21 protein-coding genes are annotated in these 19,925 nt (G+C 59.6%); 8 read left to right on the top strand and 13 right to left on the bottom strand.

Annotation, left to right across the window (positions count from 1 at the left end; all coding sequences use genetic code 11):
• Nucleotides 1-9 precede the first annotated feature (9 nt).
• From MHY22_RS09950 to MHY22_RS09940, 3 genes are all read left to right on the top strand, one after another.
• Nucleotides 10-459, top strand: coding sequence for a hypothetical protein (locus tag MHY22_RS09950; protein WP_239279126.1), 450 nt, complete (start codon nt 10-12; stop codon nt 457-459).
• Nucleotides 460-604: 145 nt separating this feature from the next.
• On the top strand, nt 605-823 hold the full coding sequence (locus MHY22_RS09945) for a hypothetical protein (protein ID WP_040425194.1): 219 nt from the start codon (nt 605-607) through the stop codon (nt 821-823).
• Between the two features lie 10 nt (nt 824-833).
• Nucleotides 834-1,541, top strand: coding sequence for an AAA family ATPase (locus MHY22_RS09940; RefSeq protein ID WP_239279125.1), 708 nt, complete (start codon nt 834-836; stop codon nt 1,539-1,541).
• Nucleotides 1,542-1,555: 14 nt separating this feature from the next.
• On the opposite strand, the gene MHY22_RS09935 is transcribed toward MHY22_RS09940, so the two are convergent.
• Nucleotides 1,556-2,863: a nitrate/nitrite transporter gene (locus tag MHY22_RS09935; RefSeq protein WP_239279124.1), complete on the bottom strand. Its 1,308-nt coding sequence runs from the start codon at nt 2,861-2,863 to the stop codon at nt 1,556-1,558.
• Between the two features lie 39 nt (nt 2,864-2,902).
• On the opposite strand from MHY22_RS09935, the gene thrC reads away from it, so the two are divergent.
• The 4 genes from thrC to MHY22_RS09915 are packed head-to-tail and all read left to right on the top strand — an operon-like array spanning nt 2,903 to nt 5,881.
• Nucleotides 2,903-4,345, top strand: a complete 1,443-nt coding sequence (gene thrC, locus MHY22_RS09930; protein ID WP_239279123.1) for a threonine synthase — start codon at nt 2,903-2,905, stop codon at nt 4,343-4,345.
• A 3-nt stretch (nt 4,346-4,348) separates the two neighbouring features.
• Nucleotides 4,349-4,495, top strand: coding sequence for a hypothetical protein (locus MHY22_RS09925; RefSeq protein ID WP_239279122.1), 147 nt, complete (start codon nt 4,349-4,351; stop codon nt 4,493-4,495).
• Between the two features lie 10 nt (nt 4,496-4,505).
• Entirely contained in the window at nt 4,506-5,306 is an 801-nt protein-coding gene (locus MHY22_RS09920) for a trypsin-like serine protease (protein ID WP_239279121.1), read from the top strand.
• A gap of 29 nt (nt 5,307-5,335) precedes the next feature.
• On the top strand, nt 5,336-5,881 hold the full coding sequence (locus MHY22_RS09915; RefSeq protein WP_239279120.1) for an NUDIX domain-containing protein: 546 nt from the start codon (nt 5,336-5,338) through the stop codon (nt 5,879-5,881).
• A 2-nt stretch (nt 5,882-5,883) separates the two neighbouring features.
• Here the strand turns inward: MHY22_RS09915 and MHY22_RS09910 are convergent, their stop codons facing one another.
• The 5 genes from MHY22_RS09910 to glnA form a co-directional block, all read right to left on the bottom strand.
• The gene (locus tag MHY22_RS09910) at nt 5,884-6,258 is read right to left on the bottom strand and encodes a hypothetical protein (protein WP_225746682.1); all 375 of its coding nucleotides are present in this window, start codon (nt 6,256-6,258) and stop codon (nt 5,884-5,886) included.
• Nucleotides 6,258-6,467: a hypothetical protein gene (locus MHY22_RS09905; RefSeq protein ID WP_225746683.1), complete on the bottom strand. Its 210-nt coding sequence runs from the start codon at nt 6,465-6,467 to the stop codon at nt 6,258-6,260. Before MHY22_RS09905 ends, MHY22_RS09910 begins: the two co-directional genes overlap by 1 nt.
• 18 nt (nt 6,468-6,485) lie before the next feature.
• Nucleotides 6,486-7,457, bottom strand: a complete 972-nt coding sequence (locus MHY22_RS09900; RefSeq protein WP_297845791.1) for a TDT family transporter — start codon at nt 7,455-7,457, stop codon at nt 6,486-6,488.
• A 172-nt stretch (nt 7,458-7,629) separates the two neighbouring features.
• Nucleotides 7,630-8,535 carry an Abi family protein gene (locus tag MHY22_RS09895; RefSeq protein WP_239279119.1) on the bottom strand — a complete coding sequence of 302 codons (906 nt, stop codon included), beginning with the start codon at nt 8,533-8,535 and terminating at the stop codon, nt 7,630-7,632.
• A gap of 340 nt (nt 8,536-8,875) precedes the next feature.
• Nucleotides 8,876-10,309: a type I glutamate--ammonia ligase gene (gene glnA, locus MHY22_RS09890; protein ID WP_239279118.1), complete on the bottom strand. Its 1,434-nt coding sequence runs from the start codon at nt 10,307-10,309 to the stop codon at nt 8,876-8,878.
• Between the two features lie 118 nt (nt 10,310-10,427).
• On the opposite strand from glnA, the gene MHY22_RS09885 reads away from it, so the two are divergent.
• On the top strand, nt 10,428-10,901 hold the full coding sequence (locus MHY22_RS09885; RefSeq protein WP_023021155.1) for an RDD family protein: 474 nt from the start codon (nt 10,428-10,430) through the stop codon (nt 10,899-10,901).
• A 75-nt stretch (nt 10,902-10,976) separates the two neighbouring features.
• Here MHY22_RS09885 and MHY22_RS09880 read toward each other — a convergent pair whose 3' ends face one another.
• The 7 genes from MHY22_RS09880 to sucB form a co-directional block, all read right to left on the bottom strand.
• Nucleotides 10,977-11,762, bottom strand: coding sequence for a DUF4191 domain-containing protein (locus MHY22_RS09880; RefSeq protein WP_239273549.1), 786 nt, complete (start codon nt 11,760-11,762; stop codon nt 10,977-10,979).
• Between the two features lie 81 nt (nt 11,763-11,843).
• On the bottom strand, nt 11,844-12,908 hold the full coding sequence (gene lipA, locus MHY22_RS09875) for a lipoyl synthase (RefSeq protein ID WP_005327094.1): 1,065 nt from the start codon (nt 12,906-12,908) through the stop codon (nt 11,844-11,846).
• Nucleotides 12,909-13,035: 127 nt separating this feature from the next.
• The gene (gene lipB / locus MHY22_RS09870; protein ID WP_239279117.1) at nt 13,036-13,839 is read right to left on the bottom strand and encodes a lipoyl(octanoyl) transferase LipB; all 804 of its coding nucleotides are present in this window, start codon (nt 13,837-13,839) and stop codon (nt 13,036-13,038) included.
• 80 nt (nt 13,840-13,919) lie between these two features.
• Nucleotides 13,920-14,312, bottom strand: a complete 393-nt coding sequence (gene gcvH / locus MHY22_RS09865; protein ID WP_005324433.1) for a glycine cleavage system protein GcvH — start codon at nt 14,310-14,312, stop codon at nt 13,920-13,922.
• A 36-nt stretch (nt 14,313-14,348) separates the two neighbouring features.
• Entirely contained in the window at nt 14,349-15,461 is a 1,113-nt protein-coding gene (gene gcvT, locus MHY22_RS09860; RefSeq protein ID WP_239279116.1) for a glycine cleavage system aminomethyltransferase GcvT, read from the bottom strand.
• A 2-nt stretch (nt 15,462-15,463) separates the two neighbouring features.
• Entirely contained in the window at nt 15,464-18,307 is a 2,844-nt protein-coding gene (gene gcvP, locus MHY22_RS09855) for an aminomethyl-transferring glycine dehydrogenase (RefSeq protein ID WP_239279115.1), read from the bottom strand.
• Nucleotides 18,308-18,600: 293 nt separating this feature from the next.
• Nucleotides 18,601-19,925, bottom strand: a 1,325-nt coding sequence (gene sucB / locus MHY22_RS09850; protein WP_239279114.1) for a 2-oxoglutarate dehydrogenase, E2 component, dihydrolipoamide succinyltransferase, incomplete at its 5' end; no start/stop codon positions are given.

Below are 19,925 nucleotides of genomic sequence, written 5' to 3'. Positions count from 1 at the left end.
ATCAGCGGAGTGTATCGACATAAGCTCATCTACCTGTGGGCCTTTGTAGCCGTGGCCGTCATCGTGGCTATCGCTGTCGGGGTGTGGGCCACCAATCGCGATAATCCCCCCAAGGGGACGAAGACGGTGGGCGAGGCCGTGGCTGGTGGCGTAGTCCAAGAAGACATGCCCGCACAGGTCAATGGTGCTATCAAAGGCGATGATTCCACCGACGCCAACCGCGTGACCTCCTTGGCGAAGGCGCTGGGCATCCCGCTCAATTCCGTCCCGCGGGATATTACCCAGACTGAAAACGGCAAATCCGATGTGCGCGTCTACCTCGAGCGCGAGCTCAACAGTGCGGTGGAGTCTGGTGACATCAGCGAATCCGATGAAAAGGCGGTCCTCGTAGCGTTTGAGCGAGGCCTTGTGATGCCGGCTAGCGATGGCATCGTGGCCGAGAGCTATCCAGCAAACTAGCCCTTTATTTCCTCGCGAACTGGGCGCGAAAATTCAGGCAACCCGCAGCTAGGCGGCATGGCGTTGGCAGTAACTCTTCCTAAGGTAAAACATCACAAATTGGTAACGGGCAGGGTGCTCGGTGCCGAAGCCTCTGGAGGAGACTATGACTTTCAAGACCACGCTGTCGACCGCGGCGGGAGTACTCGCCGCCATTGCCATCCCCATCACCGGCGGTGTAGGGGTGGCTTATGCCGTCAATACCGTGCCGGCCGATACCATCGCCCAGTCAGTTCCGGCCGGCGACTTGGGTGGCCACCTGAAAAACTTTGGCGCGGCGGCAGCGCAGGAAGATGCGCTGCGCGTACTCGATGAACTGAATTAACCTAGGGTCCATGCTGGTTGATGCCCTAAGCCTGAAGTTTAAGCCTGATGACTACCGTGCCGAGCTGCCTGTCTTCGACTACTTAGTTGATTTGGGCAGCTTCAAGTTGCGAAGCCCTGTCACCGTCTTCGTAGGTGAAAACGGCATTGGCAAATCGAGCTTGCTCGCTGGCGTAGCTAGTGATTTGGGCTGTTCACCTGCGGGCGGCCGCATGGATGACCCAGATGAAATCGTTCCTCGCAGCCCCATTCGCTGCGATACGGAGGAAGTGATCCAGCGTGCCTATTTCCTGCGCGCCGAAAAGCACGAGTACTTGATTGGACGTGGGGATTCAGCGGCCGAACGTGGCGGCCGTTCGACTCTTTCTCAGAACGTGGATTTGTCCCGCCGCTCGCACGGGCAATCCGTCTTTGACCTGCTCTATGAGCACATTAATGGCCAAGGTGTGTACATCCTTGATGAGCCAGAATCTGGGCTGTCCGTTATCCGGCAACTGGCCCTCGTAGCGGAAATCGCCCAAGCAGTTGACCGCGGCGCACAGGTCATTATTGCCACGCACTCGCCAATTCTTCTGGCCTGCCCTGGTGCGGACATTGTGGAGCTCAACGATACTGGCTTTGAGCGCATCGCCTTCGACGAGGCGGAAGCCGTGGCGGCGACCCGGGAACTTCTGGCGGACCCTAAGGGGACCATTCGCTTTATCCTCAACCCGGAGTGATCAACCGAGGGTTTCTAGGAAACCTCCACGATGGTGACAGAAGGCCCGTCTTCGCCCGCGCGACGGCGAAGGAAGTGGGTGATGACCACACCAATCATGCCTACTACCCAAACGGCTAGCACCGCAGCCGCGGCGGCAGTGAAATCCGGCATGGAGTAATCAGGGGCGTCGGAGGAATGATCCAACACCATGCCGAAGAGCTGCGCGCCCAACATGCCGGAGGTAAACCCGCCCATATTGCCCAGGCCCGTAGCTGTGGCTACCACGGAGCGGTCCATGCGCTCACGCACGATATCGAAGCCATAGTTAGCCGTCGGTGTACACAGTGCGGTAACGAAGGACACCACCAAAATTGCGACCACACCGCTGTCGGTGCCAAAGGTAAAGAAAATCAGCCAGGTCAGTACGTGAATTGCTACGAACCCGAGGCTAAGCCACGGGCGGACATGCTGCGCGCGGGAGGAAATTTTGCCGTGCAGGGGGCCGACGAGGACCAAGAATACCGCCAGCAAGGTAAGTACCAGGCTGGACTTGGCCTTGGACATCTCCATGCCCTGGGTCATCATGGGCATGCCCCAGAGCATGACAAAGACGATGAGCGGGAGCATGCCGATGTAGTGGATGAAGTAAGCCTGCCAGGCCACCGGGGAGCGGAATACCGTTTTCAAGCGGGCGGGGATGCTGGTGGCCTGCGAGTTGGGTGGTTCCTTCTCCGTGGGAATAATCCCCAACTTCTCTGGTGAGTCTGCCACCGCCACGATAGCGGCGATGGCTACCAAGATGCCTACCGCGCCAAGGGTAACGAAGGCGGCGGTCCATCCGGCCGCACCCAGCAACCACAGGAAGGGCACCGCGGAAATGAACTGACCCATTTGCCCCAACGACGACGTCACCTGGGTGAACATGGGGGTGCGGTGCAGTGGGAACCAATAGGGCAGGATGCGCATCACGGAGAGAAATGCCGTGGCATCGCCCGCGCCGATGAGCACGCGCGCGGCAATGGCTACGCCATAGCTGGTGGTAAAGCCCAGTACCACTTGGCCAATGCCCATAATGACGGCGCCGACCACGAGGAGTAGGCGCGGGCCAAATTTATCAATCAAGATGCCGGTGGGGATTTGGGCTAGGGCATACACGCCCAACTGCACAGAGGTAAAGACCGCGATACGGCCGGCATCGACATCGAAGCGCTCAATGGCATCCAAACCGGCCACACCAAAAGAGGTACGGCCGGTAATCGCTACGAGGTAGACCGCCATGGCGGCTACCCAAATACCTAAAGCCTGAGTGGTAATGACTTCTCGGGGATTCGGATGCGACATGGCTGATACCTTACGCCTTAACTACTAAGATTCTTTTGTGTGAAGTACATTTCGACCCGCGATACCGCCCGTCAGCCCGCATCTTTTACAGATATTCTCCTCGGTGGGCTTGCCCCCGATGGCGGTTTATACCTGCCTGAGAGCTACCCACAGCTAGATTCCGCCACTTTAAATTCATGGCGCAGGCTCCTAGCGGACAAAGGCTACGCGGCGCTTGCGGCCGAGGTACTTAAGCTTTTCATTGACGATATTCCAGCGCAAGACATCGAGGATATCGCCGCGCGCGCTTATACCAGCCCCAAGTTTGCGGACCCGGAAATCGTTCCCGTCACCGAACTAGGCGAGGGTCTGTTTATCGGCCATCTATCTGAAGGACCTACTGCAGCATTTAAGGACATGGCCATGCAGCTTTTGGGTGAGCTCTTTGAATACGAGCTCGCCCGCCGCGGTGAGACCCTCAATATTCTGGGCGCCACTTCCGGCGATACGGGATCCTCTGCAGAGTATGCGATGCGTGGGCGCCACGGCATTCGCGTCTTTATGCTCACCCCGGCCGGCCGAATGACGGCCTTCCAGCAGGCGCAGATGTTTGGGCTGGATGACCCGAATATCTTCAACATCGCTCTAGATGGCGTTTTCGATGATTGCCAGGATGTGGTCAAGGCGGTATCGGGAGATGCTGACTTTAAGGCCGCCTACCGCATTGGCGCGGTCAATTCCATTAACTGGGCACGGTTGATGGCCCAGGTGGTCTACTACATTTCCTGCTGGCTCAAGGTCACCGAGACCGTCGATCAGAAGGTTTCCTTTAGCGTTCCCACCGGTAACTTTGGCGATATCTGTGCCGGCCACATCGCTCGCCAGATGGGCCTTCCCATTGATCGTCTTATCGTGGCTACCAATGAAAATGATGTGCTGGATGAGTTCTTCCGCACCGGAAACTACCGGCCGCGTCCAGCCGCAGAGACCATGGCAACCTCTTCGCCGTCCATGGATATCTCGCGCGCCTCGAATTTTGAGCGCTTTGCGTTCGACTTGCTCGGCCGCGATGCAGCCGAAACCGCGGAGCTATTCGGCACCAAGGTGAAAGAGGGCGGCTTTAGCCTCGACCACGACAAGATTGCTGCTGCCCGCGAGGACTATGGTTTCCTGTCCGGTTCCTCCAGCCATGCCGATCGCCTAGCCACCATCAAGGATGTACACGAGCGCTTTGATTACCTGGCGGATCCGCACACGGCCGACGGCATCAAGGTGGCTCGTGGCGCACAGCGCGAGGGGGTAAAGACTCCAATCGTGTGTCTGGAGACCGCGCTGCCGGTGAAGTTTGCCGAGACGATCACGGAAGCCATCGGCTCTGCCCCTGAGCCGCCCGAGCGCTTTGCCAGCATCCTCGATACTGAGCGGCACGTCAAGGACTTGCCTAATGATGCCGCGGCGGTCAAGGATTACATCACCACGTCGATTCAGAAAACGGAGGTTTAGACCATGGCCCTAGAAAATTTTGCCGGCCCGGAACACTACACCGAGTTTGATCCGGAAAAGTTCATCCGCGATCTCAAAGCCCAGGCGGAGATGGATGCGGAAGAAGAGAACAAGGACAACGCCGGGAATGCGGACACGGAGAGCAACTAGCGTCTTTGTAGTGTGCACGGCCGCGTTCCTTGCAGCCTGCAGCCCGGTGCGGGGTGGGGAAGAACCGAGTTTCTCCGCGCTGTCGTACAAAAACCTCATTCCCAATGAGTCCTATTCTCCGGCCACGGCGCCGCTCGCTCCGGGTACCGCCTTGGATCTCTCCGGCGATGAACCGCGGCCGGGCGCCTATTTCAACTACCAGTCTTGTACCGCGGCATGGTCATTTACGCTTGCCGACGCCCGCACGATCGCCGTTACCGCTTCCCATTGCGGCAAACCCGGCGATAAAGTCTGGGCCGGAACCGCCGACGGCGACTTTAGCTACCCCGCCGAACCTATCGGCGAGGTCATCTACTCTGATTTCTATTCCGAAGACAGCCACGACCTCGATGTGGCCTTTATCGAGATCACTAGCAGCGCTGAGTACTATGTCCCCGGGGCGGTGGACAATAGCGTCGCCACCTCCCTGACTCACCTGCCGCATCAGGTGTGCAAGCTTGGCCGCGTGACCGATGAGACCTGCGGCACGCTTTCTCACGATGCAGAGATGGCGCAGCTGAACTCGGAGGGACTCCAGCGGGATTCGCTCGCCGCTAGGGCGCGCGTATGCAGCACCAATGGTGACTCCGGTGGTCCGGTGTATGGCGAAGTAGAAGGAAAACAAACCATCGTGGGCGTGGTTTCCGGAACGACGCAGCGCCTCGAAGAAGGTCACACCTGCCAAACCACGCCGACGGACATGGAGCTGTCTTTCACGTTGGCCACCGATATTCAGCTTCTAGCTAAAGAGGTCTTGGGGCCCATGGCCTAAGTGCGCCGCACTGGTCTACGCTAGGTGGCATGCCGACTCCAGATTTTATTGTTCAGCTGCGCGAAAAGATTGGCCACGATCAGATCTTTGTGCCAGCCTGCAGCGCCATCATCATCCGCGATGTGCCGGCAGACGCCGCACTCTGGGAAGTCCCCTCCGTGCTGCTAGTAAAGCGCTCCGATAACGGTACGTGGACCCCGGTGGAAGGAATCTGCGAGCCAGGCGAGGAAATTACCACCACCGCGCTGCGAGAAGTCAAAGAGGAAGTCGGCCTTGACGCCAAGGTGGAAGCGCTATTGGGCGTGGGGCAGTCCGGACCAGTGACCTACCCCAACGGTGATGAGTGCACCTTTATGGGAACGGCGCTGCGCGTATCAGTAGCGGATGGCGCAGAGCCGGTCATCAGCGACGAAGAAAATACCGAGGCAGGGTGGTTCTCCGTGGCAAAGCTTCCCGATAGCGTGTCGCGCCGCCACCGCCTCATGATTGCCGACGCCGTAGCGCAGATGAAACATCCCCGCGGTTTTGCCCCGCGCATGGGCTGGATGAAGCGCAGCGAGCAACCGGGATTGTAGGGCTAGTCTTCTGCGGCGTCGGCAAGCAGCCCGGACAATTGCTGCGGATCCTGGGCGGCGATGAGTACTTGTGCAATGCCATCGCGCGCATCGGCAATATCGTCTTTGTCGCCGCAGGAAATCACGGTATCGCTGATAGTAATTAAGAGCTTGCCGCGCCGGGCTAGGTCATAAAAGAGCGGGCAGTCTTGTGCGTCCCAGCGCCAGGCAGTGGCGTAGAAGTCCCGCGCGCCTGTGCCAAGCCACGACGTCTCCAAGAGCAGGTGGCCGCGGCGCAGGAATATGCCGTCTCGCTGCAGGCCAGCGAGTACGTCTCTCACCGCAGCCAGGTTGGCGCGCTCCCAGGCGATGAAGGTGATAGGGGAGCTATTATGCATCAGCGGCGCCGGCGACGATTGCCATCTGCGCGGCCACCGGAATAGGTGCGCACGGAATTCTCGCCGCCCTCGGACCCTAAGTCATCGATGCCCCAGGAATCTTCCGCATAGATTGCGTATTCCCTGCTCCAGTGCTCGCGCCGCGGTCGGGCCTCAGGCGTGCGGCGGCGTGTGCGGCGCTTGCCTCGTTCAAAGCTGGCGTCTCGCATAGTGGCTTAGCCTCCTTGCTACCTTTTGGGCCCAGTCTTAATGAGCGGCTCTTCAGGGCCGGTTTCCTTCTTTCCTTCCCACACCCAGCTGAGGAAGCGGGTGGAGCACAGCATCCAGTGGGCGGTGAGGAGGACGGGGATGGTGAGCGCAATGGCGTCGATAAGCTCGGAGCCATTGACCAATGCCAGCTGGTGGCCGCCCATGCTCACAGTGCCCGGCGGGAACGTGCAGGACCACCACGCCGGGGAGTACGGAACCCACCGTGCCACATTGGGATAGAAGGTAAACATCGCGTAGATGGACAGCGGAATGGCGATAATAAGCGCCGTAACGCCGTAATAGATGGAGACGGGGCCAGGGAAGAGAATCTGCATTGCCGTGGTGGACTGGCCCACTACGCCTAGCGGGACCCATGCGGTGGCTGATTTCGCGCCGGTGAAATCCACCTTGCCGTGCCATGCGGCCCAATACACGCGGGCGAAGGTGGGCACCGCCGTCACCAGGGACATGAAGAAAAATACCGTACCCATCACGTGGTAGAGCGGGCCGTAATCATTAGCCAGCCAACCGGAAACGGAAGCCGAAATCATAGGGCCGACCAGTGGCAAGCCCCAAGTGAACCTCGGTTCGCCATCAAAGCGCGTGAGCTGGATAGCCCACGTAATAACGGTAACCGGACCACCGATCCAAAAGCCCACGAGACGGAAGGTAGGGATATCCGTCAGACCGGAAAGCGCGGCACCGAGCGCCAAGATTCCGATGAAAAACATCGACCACTCCGCCATAGTGGTGCGCTCAAAACTAGGATGGCGGTAGCGCAAGAAGCCCGCGGTGAGAACGACAAAGATGACGCACGCGATGGCGGCAAAAATGCCGGCCAAGATCATCAATCCTTCTTCCACGAGCAGGCGCGAAACGATGGAGGTGCCCATGAGGCTGCCTCCCCACGCGGGGCCAGGGGCCGGGAGTTGGCGGAATCTATCAGTCACACTCACATGTTAATTTCTTTCGGTCGGGTTATCAGAATTTTGCTGTCGTTTTTGCTGGTGAGAACTCTCGCTAAGATTGCTTTTAGGGGCGGGGGTCAATCCCACATAAATGTGTGTCTGGGGTCGCAAGAAAAGGGCTGGAATACCATTGCGTGTTCATACAGTGAGGAGGCTATGAATGATGAGGATTCGCTATACCTTGGTGGAAAGCCGGAGTTCGTTTGACCAGCTCTATATACTCATCCAAAAATCCATCCCACGAATTAGTAAGAAAGAGAAAGTTATCAAGGGCTACAATTACTGCTAGTAGCGAGTTCTCGCCGTAATTTTGACCTAAAACTTTCTCAGCACGCCGTTTCGTAGCACTAGAAACTGAAGGTTGGTCCAAAACGAAACTGTTCCATAACCGAGCTGAGTGGGCACATTTATTTCTCACGAAGGTAAAAGAGCGCAATTGGCGCGCTAAATATTGTTTCTTTACGCCAAGAATGGAACAAGTCTTTGCGTAAACTTGGTTGTTGTCTTTTCGGAAGCTTATTGCTTTCGACAACGTACCAAAGGACAGCGCCTCGACGGCCACCCAAATTGGCACATCGTAAACCCACCTTTCAGTATCGGACCCTGAGTCCTTTTTGTATTTGTGGAGGTATGGCTCCTTAGACCGCTTGAGCTCACTGATAATTAGTTCGTGTGTGGGCGGCATGGCCGGATTTGGTGGGCGCCGGTAAGCAGTGGGCTGAAGATCCTTCTCATAAGGAGAATGGATTTCACCTTCGCTGAGAGCAAAGGCCGTCCTGGCCGCAAGCTCTGCTTCTTGGAGCCCGCGGAGAAGGAGAGAACGAAGTTCGATGTCCAACCGGTAGATGTTAACTATTTCATCCCACTGGGTGCCAGGAAAGAATTTGGCTTCGTCACCGGCTAAGTTTTCTTGGAAGTACCGCATGTAGCCCGAAAAGCGGTAATAATTTTGACGCTCAAGGAAATCTTTAGCAGATTTTTCGGAAGGCAGGATTAACCCACGGCGTTGAATTAAACTGACTTGCTCTTGAATGCTGAGGAACTTCTTCCTGCGGTTCATTGCTTCAGCATAGCAAAGCCCCCCCTCTCATATTGAGCTGTTCTTATGGGAAGCTTGGAGGGGGTATCGATTAACTAAAGTATAGCTCAAAATGCGCAATTTTAGTAATCATTTGCGCAAAATTTTGTTCACGGGCCACGCGTTTGGAAAACGCTGCGGTAGTCAATTAACAAGGAGTGGGGCACCGCTAAGAATCAAGGGCGCTTGTCAATAGTCGGTGTAAAACCTCTGAATCCAAAGTGCACAGAGGATCTGCAAAGCCCCCAATCGGCACTCAGCAATTTGGGAGCCTAGGAAGGCGGAAAGCCGGTGGCGAGAGGGGGCGTCGGCAAGCGCAGCTCTAGCAGTCGTAGTACATCTCAAATTCCTGCGGGGTAGGACGCAGGCGGACCGGGTTAATCTCGTTTTCGTACTTGTAGTTGATGTAGGTCTCGATGAGATCCTCGGTGAAGACATCGCCTTCGGTGAGGAAGTCCATGTCCTCCTGCAGGGCCTTCAGGGAAGCCTCGAGGGAGGTCGGTGCCTGTGGGATGGACTCAGCCTCTGCCGGCGGCAGCTCGTAGAGGTCCTTATCAACTGGAGCGTGCGGCTCAATGCGGTTCTTTACGCCGTCGATGCCGGCCATCATCATGGCGGCAAAGCCCAAGTAAGGGTTGCCGGATGGGTCCGGAGCGCGGAACTCGATGCGCTTGGCCTTCGGGTTGGAACCGGTAATCGGGATACGGATGGCGGCCGAGCGGTTGCGCTGGGAGTAGACCAGGTTAATCGGGGCCTCGAAGCCCGGCACCAGGCGGTGGTAGGAGTTCAGCGTCGGGTTGGTGAACGCAAGAACGGCACCAGCGTGGTGGAGGATGCCACCGATGTAGTAGCGGGCGATATCGGACAGGCCCGCGTAGCCAGCCTCGTCGTGGAAGAGAGGCTTGCCGTCCTTCCACAGGGACATGTGGGCGTGCATACCGGAACCATTATCGCCAGCCAGCGGCTTGGGCATGAAGGTTGCGGTCTTGCCCCACTGTGCCGCAGTCTGCTTAATCACGTACTTGAAGGTCTGGATGTCATCGCCCGCGTGCAACATGGAGTTAAAGCGGTAGTTGATCTCATTCTGGCCGGCGCCGACCTCGTGGTGGAAGCGCTCGATTTGGAAGCCAACCTTTTGCAGGTTCTCTACCATGGCGTCGCGCACCTCACCGTGCTTGTCATACGGCGCGGTGGGGAAGTAGCCGCCCTTCATGCGGGTCTTGTAGCCGGTGTTCGGAGTGCCGTCGAAGTTGGTCTCGCTATCGCGGTTCCACCAACCTTCATCGGAATCCACCTCGTAGAAGCCGTGCTGGACGTCGGTGCCAAAGCGGACGGAGTCAAAGAGATAGAACTCGGCCTCGGCGCCGAAGTTGCAGGTATCGGCAATGCCGGTGGACTGCAGGTACTCTTCCGCCTTGCGTGCGATGTTGCGCGGGTCGCGGGAGAAAGGCTCAAAGGTAAATGGGTCGTGGACGAAGAACTTGATGTTCAGGGTCTTGGCCGTGCGGAACGGATCGATATGCGCGGTGGCTGGATCCGGCAGCAGGGTCATATCGGACTCATCGATGGTGGTGAATCCGCGGATAGAGGAGCCGTCGAAGGCAAGGCCAGTTTCGGCATCTTCTACGGTGAACTCATCTGCTGGGATGGAAAAGTGGTGCTCGGTGCCTGGGACGTCCGTAAAGCGGATATCGACGAACTTTACGTCCTCGTCCTTAATAAATTGGACGATGTCCTGCACTGTCTCGAAAGACACGTTTGTCTCCTCGTTGTTGACCGGTGAATTGTCTCTCTATAGCCTACTAGGTTCCTACCGTTGGCATCGCGATTCCCCTCGTTTCACATCTCACTTTGTGCCCGCTAGATTGGTGAGCATGGCAGATAAGCGTACGTGGCTCGACGGGCCGAATATTCCGGGCGAATACGATGACATGGAAGGCCCCGGCCGCTGGCCGGGAGAAAAGCTGGGTCTTCCGGAGTCCGGACCGGGGTCACTAGCTTCCGTTGGCCGCCGCGCCGGCGCTGTGGCGATTGACTGGATCGTGTGCATGCTCATCGCCAACCTCATCCACATGTTTACTACGGAACTCGGCGGTGTGGCTTTCTTGGGCTACGCCCTGTGGGTCATCATGGGCATTGTGTGTGGCTGGCTCTTTGCCCGCACCCCCGGCATGCTGCTGCTGGGGATGGGCGTGGCGCGACTCGACGTCCCCGGTGCCCGCGTGGGCCTATGGCGCGCGGCGCTGCGCACGGTGCTCACCGGTGTGCTGTTCCCAGCGGCCATGGTTGATGCGGATGGACGCGGCATGCACGACCGCGCCACCGGCACCATCGTCATTCGCTCCTAAGGTGCCCGACTTTTCTGGGCATAAGAAAATCCCTGCTACGCCGTCGACGGTGTAGCAGGGATTAGCTTTAGGCGCTTATTTATTCTTCTTGCGCTGCTGGGCGCGGCGCATGCGGCGGTTCATGCCGGCCATGTTCTGGGCCTGGTGGGGCATTGGGCCCTTGGGCATGCCCGGGGTGGTACCCGGCATGGAATCCATGGCCTCGATGCGGCGGATGTTGTCGTAGGTTTCGTTCTTATTGAAGTTGCGCGGCAGCTTCATGACCTTATTGCGCAGCTTGGATACGGGAACCTCGTCCTCGCCGTTGCCCACGAAGATCTCGTAGATGGGAACGCCGCCGGCGATCTTGTCTACACGCTTCTTAAGCTGGTTCAAGGTGGGGCGTACGCGGTTCTTATTGCCCTCGCAAACGAAGATGACGCCGGCGTTGCCGATGACGCGGTGGATAAGATCCTGTTGGCGGGTGGCGGCCACACCGGTCTTTACGGACCACACGATGCCCACGGTATTGCGCAGCTGCTGTTCCAGCGCCCAGCCGGCAGCGCCCGGCTGGTCTTCTACGCGCTTGTACATATCGCGCTCAAGGCGGCGGGTAAAGAGGAACATGGCGAGCAGCGCGCCGATGCCCAAGCCGAGGATGAGCATGAACCACTGGCCGCTAAAAAGCAGGCCAATGAGGAAGAAGAGCAAGCCCATGCCCAGGAAGGCACCCAGCATGATGGGGATAAGCGCCTTATCCTGCTTGCGCTGCATATTGAATGCTTGCCACATCTGGGACCAGGTTTGCTTACGCTGCTGGCGCTTGGCCGCGCGTTCTTGCTTCTTTGCAGCCTTTAGTGCTGCCTTGTCATCTTTCGCCATGGCTCCTACTTTAAAGGTCAACGGGCATAAATGTTAAAACGGCCCACGCGAAAAGCGCAGGCCGTTATGAAAACGTTCGGTTTAGCGGATGGTGGCCGCCGCCGAATTCGCATTAGCCGGGGTCTTGGCCATGCGGGTGGTCACTGGAGTCTCTTCCGAGGGGCCGTACTTCTCCAGCAGGGTGGAGGCCTCTTGGGCGGTGGCACCCTGGGAGGTCTCGGCCAGGTGCTTGAGGTTTTCTGGAAGCTCGAAGCCGCGCTTTTCCATGGCCTGCACGTAGAGGCGGCCGGCGCGGTAGGACGAGCGCACCAGCGGGCCGGACATGACGCCGCCGAAGCCGAGCTCCTTGGCCAGCTTGGAGTGGGCGACGAATTCCTCTGGGCGCACCCAGCGCTCAATCGGGTGGAAGCGCGGGCCGGGGCGCAGGTACTGGGTGATGGTGATGATATCGCAGCCGGCAGAGCGCAGGTCACGCAATGCTTCCTCGACCTCATCCTCGGTCTCGCCCATGCCCAAAATCAGGTTGGACTTGGTAATCAGGCCATAGTCGTGGGCCTGGCGGATTACGTCCAGAGAGCGCTCGTAGCGGAAGGCCGGGCGGATGCGCTTAAAGATGCGCGGCACGGTCTCCAGGTTATGGGCGAAGACCTCTGGCTTAGCCTCGAAGACCTCCTCGAGCAGGTCCGGCTTGCCGGAGAAATCCGGGGTGAGGTTTTCCACGCCGGTATGCGGGTTAAGCTCGTGAATCTTGCGCACCACCTCGGCATAGAGCCATGCGCCCTCATCCGGGAGATCGTCGCGGGTAACGCCGGTAATGGTGGTGTAGTTAAGGTCCATTTCCCGGATATTTTCGGCCACGCGGCGCGGCTCGTCGCGGTCGAGTTCTTCCGGCTTGCCGGTGGCAATATCGCAGAAGTCGCAGCGGCGGGTGCACTTATCGCCACCGATAAGGAACGTAGCCTCGCGGGATTCCCAGCACTCGTGGATATTCGGGCAGCCTGCCTCTTGGCACACGGTGTGCAGGGAGGCGCCGGCCACGCGGGACTTCATGTCCTCGTAGCCCGGGCCGGTGCGGACCTGGTTGCGAATCCAGCGTGGCTTTTGTTCGATGGGTGACTCCGCATTCTTCTTTTCAATGCGGAGCATCTTGCGTCCTTCAGGCTTTACAGTCACAAAAACTCACTTTATCGGTTGATGGTGGTGATGGCTAATAGCTCTTCTAGGTATAAGTCGCCAGGGTCACATCCTATTCCGCGCCAGCCCCGAACGAGGGCTAGTGCCGCGCTTGCCGACGCCTCTCCCGTGCCCTTTCATTGGCCAGCTTCGTGGGATCCGGGGCTGAGCCGAAGGTGCGGTCGGCAACGATGAGGCGGCCCGAGAGGGCGTCGTCCAGCGCTTCCAACAGCGGCTGGGTGGCGTCCTCGAGGCTGACCTGGTGGCCCAGTTCCAGAGACAGGGTGGTCACATCGGCGTCATCGATGCCGCAGGCCACAATGTGGTCGTAATAGTCCAACGTATTGCAGCAATTGAGCGCCAAGCCGTGCATGGTCACCCCGCGGGTAATACGGATGCCCAGCGCGGCAATTTTGCGGTCGCGCTTCGGGGCAGCCGGATCCTTGGCCTGGGTGGTGGAGGGGACCCATACACCCGAGCGGCCGTCGATGCGCCCAGCGGTGGTCACCCCCATCTGGCGAACCGTCTGGATGGTGGCTTCCTCCAAGCGGCGGACATAGTCGACGACGTCGACAGGCTCTGCCAGCTTGACAATGGGATAGATAACCAGCTGGCCCTCGCCATGCCAGGTAATGCGCCCGCCGCGGTCCACGGTGATAACGGGCAGGCCATTATCCGGCATATCCTCTGGCTGGGTGCGCTTGCCGGCGGTATAGATATTGGGATGCTCGACCACGAGCACCACGTCGCCCTGCTCGCCCTTGGCGCGGGCGGCCGCTACCTCGGCCTGGTAATCCCACGCCTCCTGGTAGTCCATCCGGCCCAGGAAACGGACCTCTAGTGGCTTATCGGAGGCGCGGATAGAGCGCTCGGCGGGGAAGAAAGGATCGCGTGGTGCAGTCATAGCCTCAAAGTTTCCTCTGGTGCGGTGGGCAAAGCAAAGCGGGAGGATGCGCGTGGCACACCCTCCCGCGTGGGGCCGAATTAGTCTAGGCCGTTGGCGGATGCGTAGGCGGCGGCGTCCATGAGCTCGCCGGCCTCATCTACCTCGACCTCGAAGAGCCAGCCCTCACCGAACGGGTCGTTGTTGATGACCGCGTAGTCATCGTGCACGGCCTCGTTGACGGCCTTGACGGTGCCGGTGACAGGGGAATAGAGGTCAGAGACGGACTTGGTGGATTCGACTTCGCCGCAGGACTCGCCGGCGGTGACGGTATCGCCCACCTCCGGTAGCTCGGCAAAGACAACCTCGCCCAGGCGATCGGCAGCGACGGAGGTAATGCCGATGCGCACGGTAGCGCCTGCGACGGCGTCAGCGGTGGCGTTGACCCACTCGTGGTCTTCGGAGTAGGAGAAATCTTGTGGAAGGGTAGCCATGGTGATGTAGTCCTTTCGGGCTGGTTGAGAAAGTGTTTACTTATCGCGCTTGTAGAACGGCAACGCGGTTACTTCAAAAGGATAGCGCTTGCCGCGGATCTCTACCTCGACTTCGGCGCCGGGCTCGAGTTCAGCGCTGGTTTCCAGCAGCGCGATGGCCACTGGGTGTCCCAGGGTGGGGGAAGGCTGGCCGGAGGTGACCGTTCCGACCTTCTTGTCTCCCACGAATACTTCGGCTCCGGCGCGCGCGGCGCGGCGCTGCGTGGAGGTGAGACCGGTGATAGCCACCTGTGGGCCGTCGGCGGCGCGCTGGCGGATGACCTCGGCGCCGACGAAATCGGCCTCCTTCTTGGCAAAGGCACGCGCCATGCCCGCCTCTACCGGGGTGATATCGCGAGAGAGCTCGTTGCCGTAGAGCGGCATGCCGGCCTCGAGGCGCAGGGAATCGCGGGCGGCAAGACCGCACGGCTTGAGGTCGTATTCCGCGCCGGCCTTGAGCAGTTCTTCCCACAGCTGTGGGGCATCGGAGTTATACACGATGAGCTCGAAGCCATCCTCACCGGTGTAGCCGGTGCGCGCGATAATGGCGAAGGTGCGCGCTACCTTGCCCATGGTGGCAGCGTAGTAGCCGAGGTTATATACCTCGTCCTGCTTATTGTCTTCTACCAGCGGGACGAGGATTTCTGCGGCCTTAGGGCCCTGGACGGCGATCATGGCGACGTCACGGGACTCGTTCTTCAGGGAAACATCGAAGCCCTCGGCGCGCTTATTGAGCTCGTCCCACACGGTATCGGCGTTGCCGGCATTCGGGACGACGAGGAATTTGTCCTCTTCAAAGCGGTAGGTAATCAGGTCATCGATGATGCCGCCGTCTTCAGCGGTAATCATGGAGTACTTGGCCTTGCCCACCTTGAGGGGCTCGAAGTTGGAGATGAAGGCATAGGACAAGAACTTGCCGGCGTCGGCGCCGTTGACCCAGATTTCGCCCATGTGGGACAGGTCAAAGAGGCCAGCGGTGCTACGCACCGCGCGGTGCTCATCCAGCTCATTCTGGTACTTCAAGGGCATATTCCACGGGCCGAAGGCCGTGAAGGTGGCGCCGAGCTTGTCGTGCTCGGCATGGAGCGGGGAGGTGAGTAGTTCGGTCATGGTTACTCCTCAGAATCGTCGATGTCGAAAGCTTCTGGTGGTGGGCAGCTGCAGACCAGGTTGCGGTCGCCGTAGGCCTCGTCGATGCGGCGCACCGGCGGGAAGTACTTGTAGCTGTGGCGCAGGGATTTCACAGGCCACGCTGCCTTTTCGCGGCTGAAGGAGAACTCCCACGCATCGGCGCCTACGGACTCCGCGGTAAATGGTGCGTGGTGGATAACGGAGCCCTCGTAGGACACCTCGCCGTCGATGATCTCTTGGATCTCGGCGCGGATGGTGCGCATGGCCTCAATGAAGCGGTCCAGCTCGCCCAAGTCTTCAGACTCGGTGGGCTCGACCATGAGGGTGCCGGCCACCGGGAAGGCGAGGGTCGGGGCATGGAAACCAAAGTCCACGAGGCGCTTGGCTACGTCAGCGGCGGTGACGCCGGAGGCGTCGGTAAGCGCGCGCAGATCAAGGATGCATTCGTGCGCAACCAAGCCAGCATTGCCGGTGTAGAGCACCGGGAAGGAATCTTCCAAGGACTTGGCCAGGTAGTTCGCACCCAAGATCGCGTGTGCGGAGGCCTGGGCCAGTCCCTGCGCACCGGTCATAGCGAGGTACGCCCAGGAAATCGGCAGCACACCAGCCGAGCCGTACTTGGTATTGGTAATTGGCACGCCCTGGCCTACCGGGGTAGCGGTGGTGGCATCCAGCTGCGGATCCGCGGCGTTGGTGGGCAGGAAGGGGATGAGGTGCTCGGCTACTGCGACCGGACCCACGCCCGGGCCGCCACCGCCATGCGGAATGGTAAATGTCTTGTGCAGGTTGAGGTGGGAAACATCGCCGCCGAATTGGCCTGGGCGGGCCCAGCCGGTCAGCGCGTTCATATTCGCACCGTCGATGTAGACCTGGCCGCCCACCGCGTGGACCTTATCGCATACGTCGCGAACCTCGGGGTCAAAGACACCGTGGGTGGACGGGTAGGTCACCATAATGCCGGCGATGTGGTTGCCGTGCTTGGCAATCTTGTCATCCAAATCTGCCAGGTCAATAGAGCCATCCTCGGCGGTCTTGACCACAACAACGCGCAGGTTAGCCAGCGTTGCCGAGGCCGCATTGGTACCGTGCGCGGAAGCTGGGATGAGCACTACATCGCGCTCGTTATCGCCATTGGCTACGTGGTAGCGGCGGATGGCCAATAGACCCGCCAGCTCGCCCTGGGAGCCGGCATTGGGCTGGATGGAGACCTTGGCGTAGCCGGTGACCTCGGCCAGCCAGCCTTCAATTTCGTCTACCAAGGCGCGCCAGCCGGCGGTCGTTTCCTCTGGTGCGTAGGGGTGGATGCCCGCAAACTCCGGCCAGGAGATGGGTTCCATGGCGGCGGTGGGGTTGAGCTTCATCGTGCAGGAGCCCAGCGGAATCATGGTGCGGTCGAGCGCCAAGTCCTTATCGGCTAGCTTGCGCAGGTAGCGCAGCATCTGGGTCTCGGAGTGGATGCGATTGAAGATCTCGTGCTGCAGTGGCTCCTCGCCGCGCTGCAGGTTCTCCGGCAGAGCAAAGTCGGCCTCAGCGGCATTGGCGCCGAAGGCGTGGGCGAGCTTGGCGACGTCCTCCTTGGTCGCCGACTCACCAAAGGACACCGATACCTTGTCCTCGCCGATGGTACGCACGAGGTAGCCCTCCTTCTGGAGGTCAGCCTTGATGGTGGCGGCGTCTACGCCGGCGACAGTAACGGTATCGAAGAAGTCCTCGGACACGAGTTGCTTCCCGGCATCCTTGAGGGACTGTGCAAAGGAGGAAGCGAGCGCGTGGACGCGCTGGGCAATGGCCTTGAGACCTTGCGGGCCGTGGTAGACGGCGTACATGGAGGCGACGTTGGCCAGTAGTGCCTGCGCGGTACAGATATTGGAAGTGGCACGTTCGCGGCGAATATGCTGCTCGCGGGTCTGCAGTGCCAGGCGGTAAGCGGGGCGCCCATCCGCGTCCTTGGACACGCCTACGATGCGGCCAGGCATCTGGCGCTTCAGCTTTTCCGTGACCGCCATGTAGGCAGCGTGCGGGCCGCCGAAGAAGAGTGGAACGCCAAAGCGCTGGGAAGAACCGAGCACAATATCGGCGCCCAGCGAGCCAGGTGCCTCCAGCAGGAGCAGCGAAAGCGGGTCAGTGGCCACGGTAGCCAGTGCGCCGCGAGTGTGCAGCTCCTCGATGATGGTGGAGGGATCGAAGATATCGCCCTCGGTACCGGTGTAGGCGATTACTGCGCCGATGAGATCCTCGCCCACGAGGCCTTCGCGCAGGTCTACGATTTCTACCTCGAGGTCAATCGCGCGGGCGCGCTCCGCGGCGACGGTAAGCACCTGCGGGTGCAGGCGAGAATCCAGCACCACGCGGCGCCCCTTCTTGACCGCGCGGGACATAAGCCCCACGGCTTCCGCGGTGGCGGAGGCCTCATCCAGCAAGGATGCATTCGCGATGGGCAGACCGGTCAGGGACTCAATCATGGTCTGGAAGTTCAACAGCGCTTCAAGACGACCCTGGGAGATCTCTGGCTGATATGGGGTATAGGCGGTGTACCATCCCGCGTCTTCCAATAAACCGCGGCGGATGACCGCGGGGGTGAGGGTGTCAGAAAAGCCTTGTCCGTAGAAGGACTTCAGCACGGTGTTCTGGTTGGCGTACTCCCGCAATGTAGCCTGCGCCTCATCTTCCGAGAGTGCCTCAGGAAGCTGAGGCAGTTCTGCGGCGCGGATCTTCGACGGAATGGCGGCATCGACCAGCGCGTCCACGCTGTCGTAGCCTACCTTCGCAAGCATGGTGGCCTGCTCCGCAGAATCCGGCCCTAGGTGGCGGGAGATGAATTCCATGTCAGTGAGACTCCTTAATAGGGGGACAGTGGCTGTAACCGCCCCAATTATATGTTTAACAATGGGTGAGCCGATCCCGCTTTGGAAACTTTTATGCAGCGCGTCACTGTATAGAACTGCACCCAGTGCGCTCACCATGGGCTTAGGGGCAAGTCTCCCCCAACACATCGAATAAAAAGGGATGGATTAGTCCGGCCTTTTTGGATCCATCACCCCCACTTGGCACCCCAGATATAGCTAAAGCCTCTTAGCCCCGCAGTGGGGCTAAGAGGCTTTAAGTGGCGATAGAACCTTTAGACTTCGAGGTCTGCCTGGAAGTCAGCGGTCTGCAGGCGGTCCTTGATGGTGGTGATGAAGCGGCCCGCGTCCGCACCGTCAACTACCTGGTGATCGTAGGTGAATGGCAGGTAGCACATCTGGCGGATGGCGATGGCGTCCTGGCCGTTCTCGTTGACAACGACCGGGCGCTTTTCGATAGCCGCGGTGCCCAGGATGCCGGCCTGTGGCGGAACCAAGATCGGGGTATCGAGCATGGCGCCCTCGGAACCGATGTTGGTCACGGTGAAGGTAGCACCGGTGAGATCGTTCGGCTTCAGCTTGTTATTGCGGGCCTTATCGGCCAGCTCTGCAATCTGCTGAGCGATCTGCGGCAGGGTCATATCCTGTACCTTGTGGATGACCGGGGTGAGCAGGCCCTTCGGGGTGTCAACGGCGATAGCGATGTTGACGTCCGAGTGGTAGGTCATCTCCTTGGTCTCTGGGTTATAAGACGCATTGACGTTCGGGTGGGAGACCAGAGCCTCGGCTGTAGCCTTCACGATGAATGGCAGGAAGGACAGGTTGGCACCGTGCTTGTCGATGAACGCCTGCTTGTTCTTCTTGCGCATATCCCAGATGGCAGTCATGTCGACTTCCTGAACGTGGGTAAGCTGCGCAGAAATCTGCAGCGCCTCGACCATCTTGGCGGCGGTGATTTCGCGGATGCGGTTGACCTTCTGGGTGGTGCCGATGAGCTCCTGCTTGGCCGGATCCACGGACTTGGTGGACCAACGAGCGCGCGGGGAGTTATCGGACTGTGCGCCAGACTTGGCAGGTGCATCGCCCTCACCAGCAGCGGCGAGCACGTCCTGCTTGCGGATACGGCCGCCGACGCCGGTGCCCTCAACGGTGTTGAGGTCTACGCCGTGCTTTTCAGCCAGCTTGCGTACCAGTGGGGTGACATAAGGAACGTTGTCGCCATTGTTGACCTTGGCAGAGGTGTTCAGGGAGGAATCCTGCTTGGACTCCTTCTTCTCCTCAGCCTTCGGTTCTGGCTTCTTCTCTTCCTTTTCTTCTGCCTTGGGCTCTTCCTTCTTTTCTTCCTGTGGCTCTGGCTTGGCCTCGGAGGAGGATGCGGTGGCGTTTTCGTCGCCGATGCGGGCGATGACTTCGCCGACCTCGATGGTGTCGTCCTCGTCGGCGAGGATTTCTACCAGGGTGCCTGCTACGGGGGAAGGGATTTCGGTGTCGACCTTGTCGGTGGAGACCTCGAGCAGTGGTTCGTCTACCTCGACGGTGTCGCCGACGGACTTCAGCCACTGGGTGATGGTGCCTTCGGTGACGGATTCGCCGAGTTCTG

Origin of the sequence: Corynebacterium sp. ACRPO (genome assembly GCF_022347205.1) — a bacterium.
Taxonomy (GTDB): Bacteria; Actinomycetota; Actinomycetes; order Mycobacteriales; family Mycobacteriaceae; genus Corynebacterium.
This window is presented reverse-complemented; position numbering and strand designations above follow the sequence as displayed.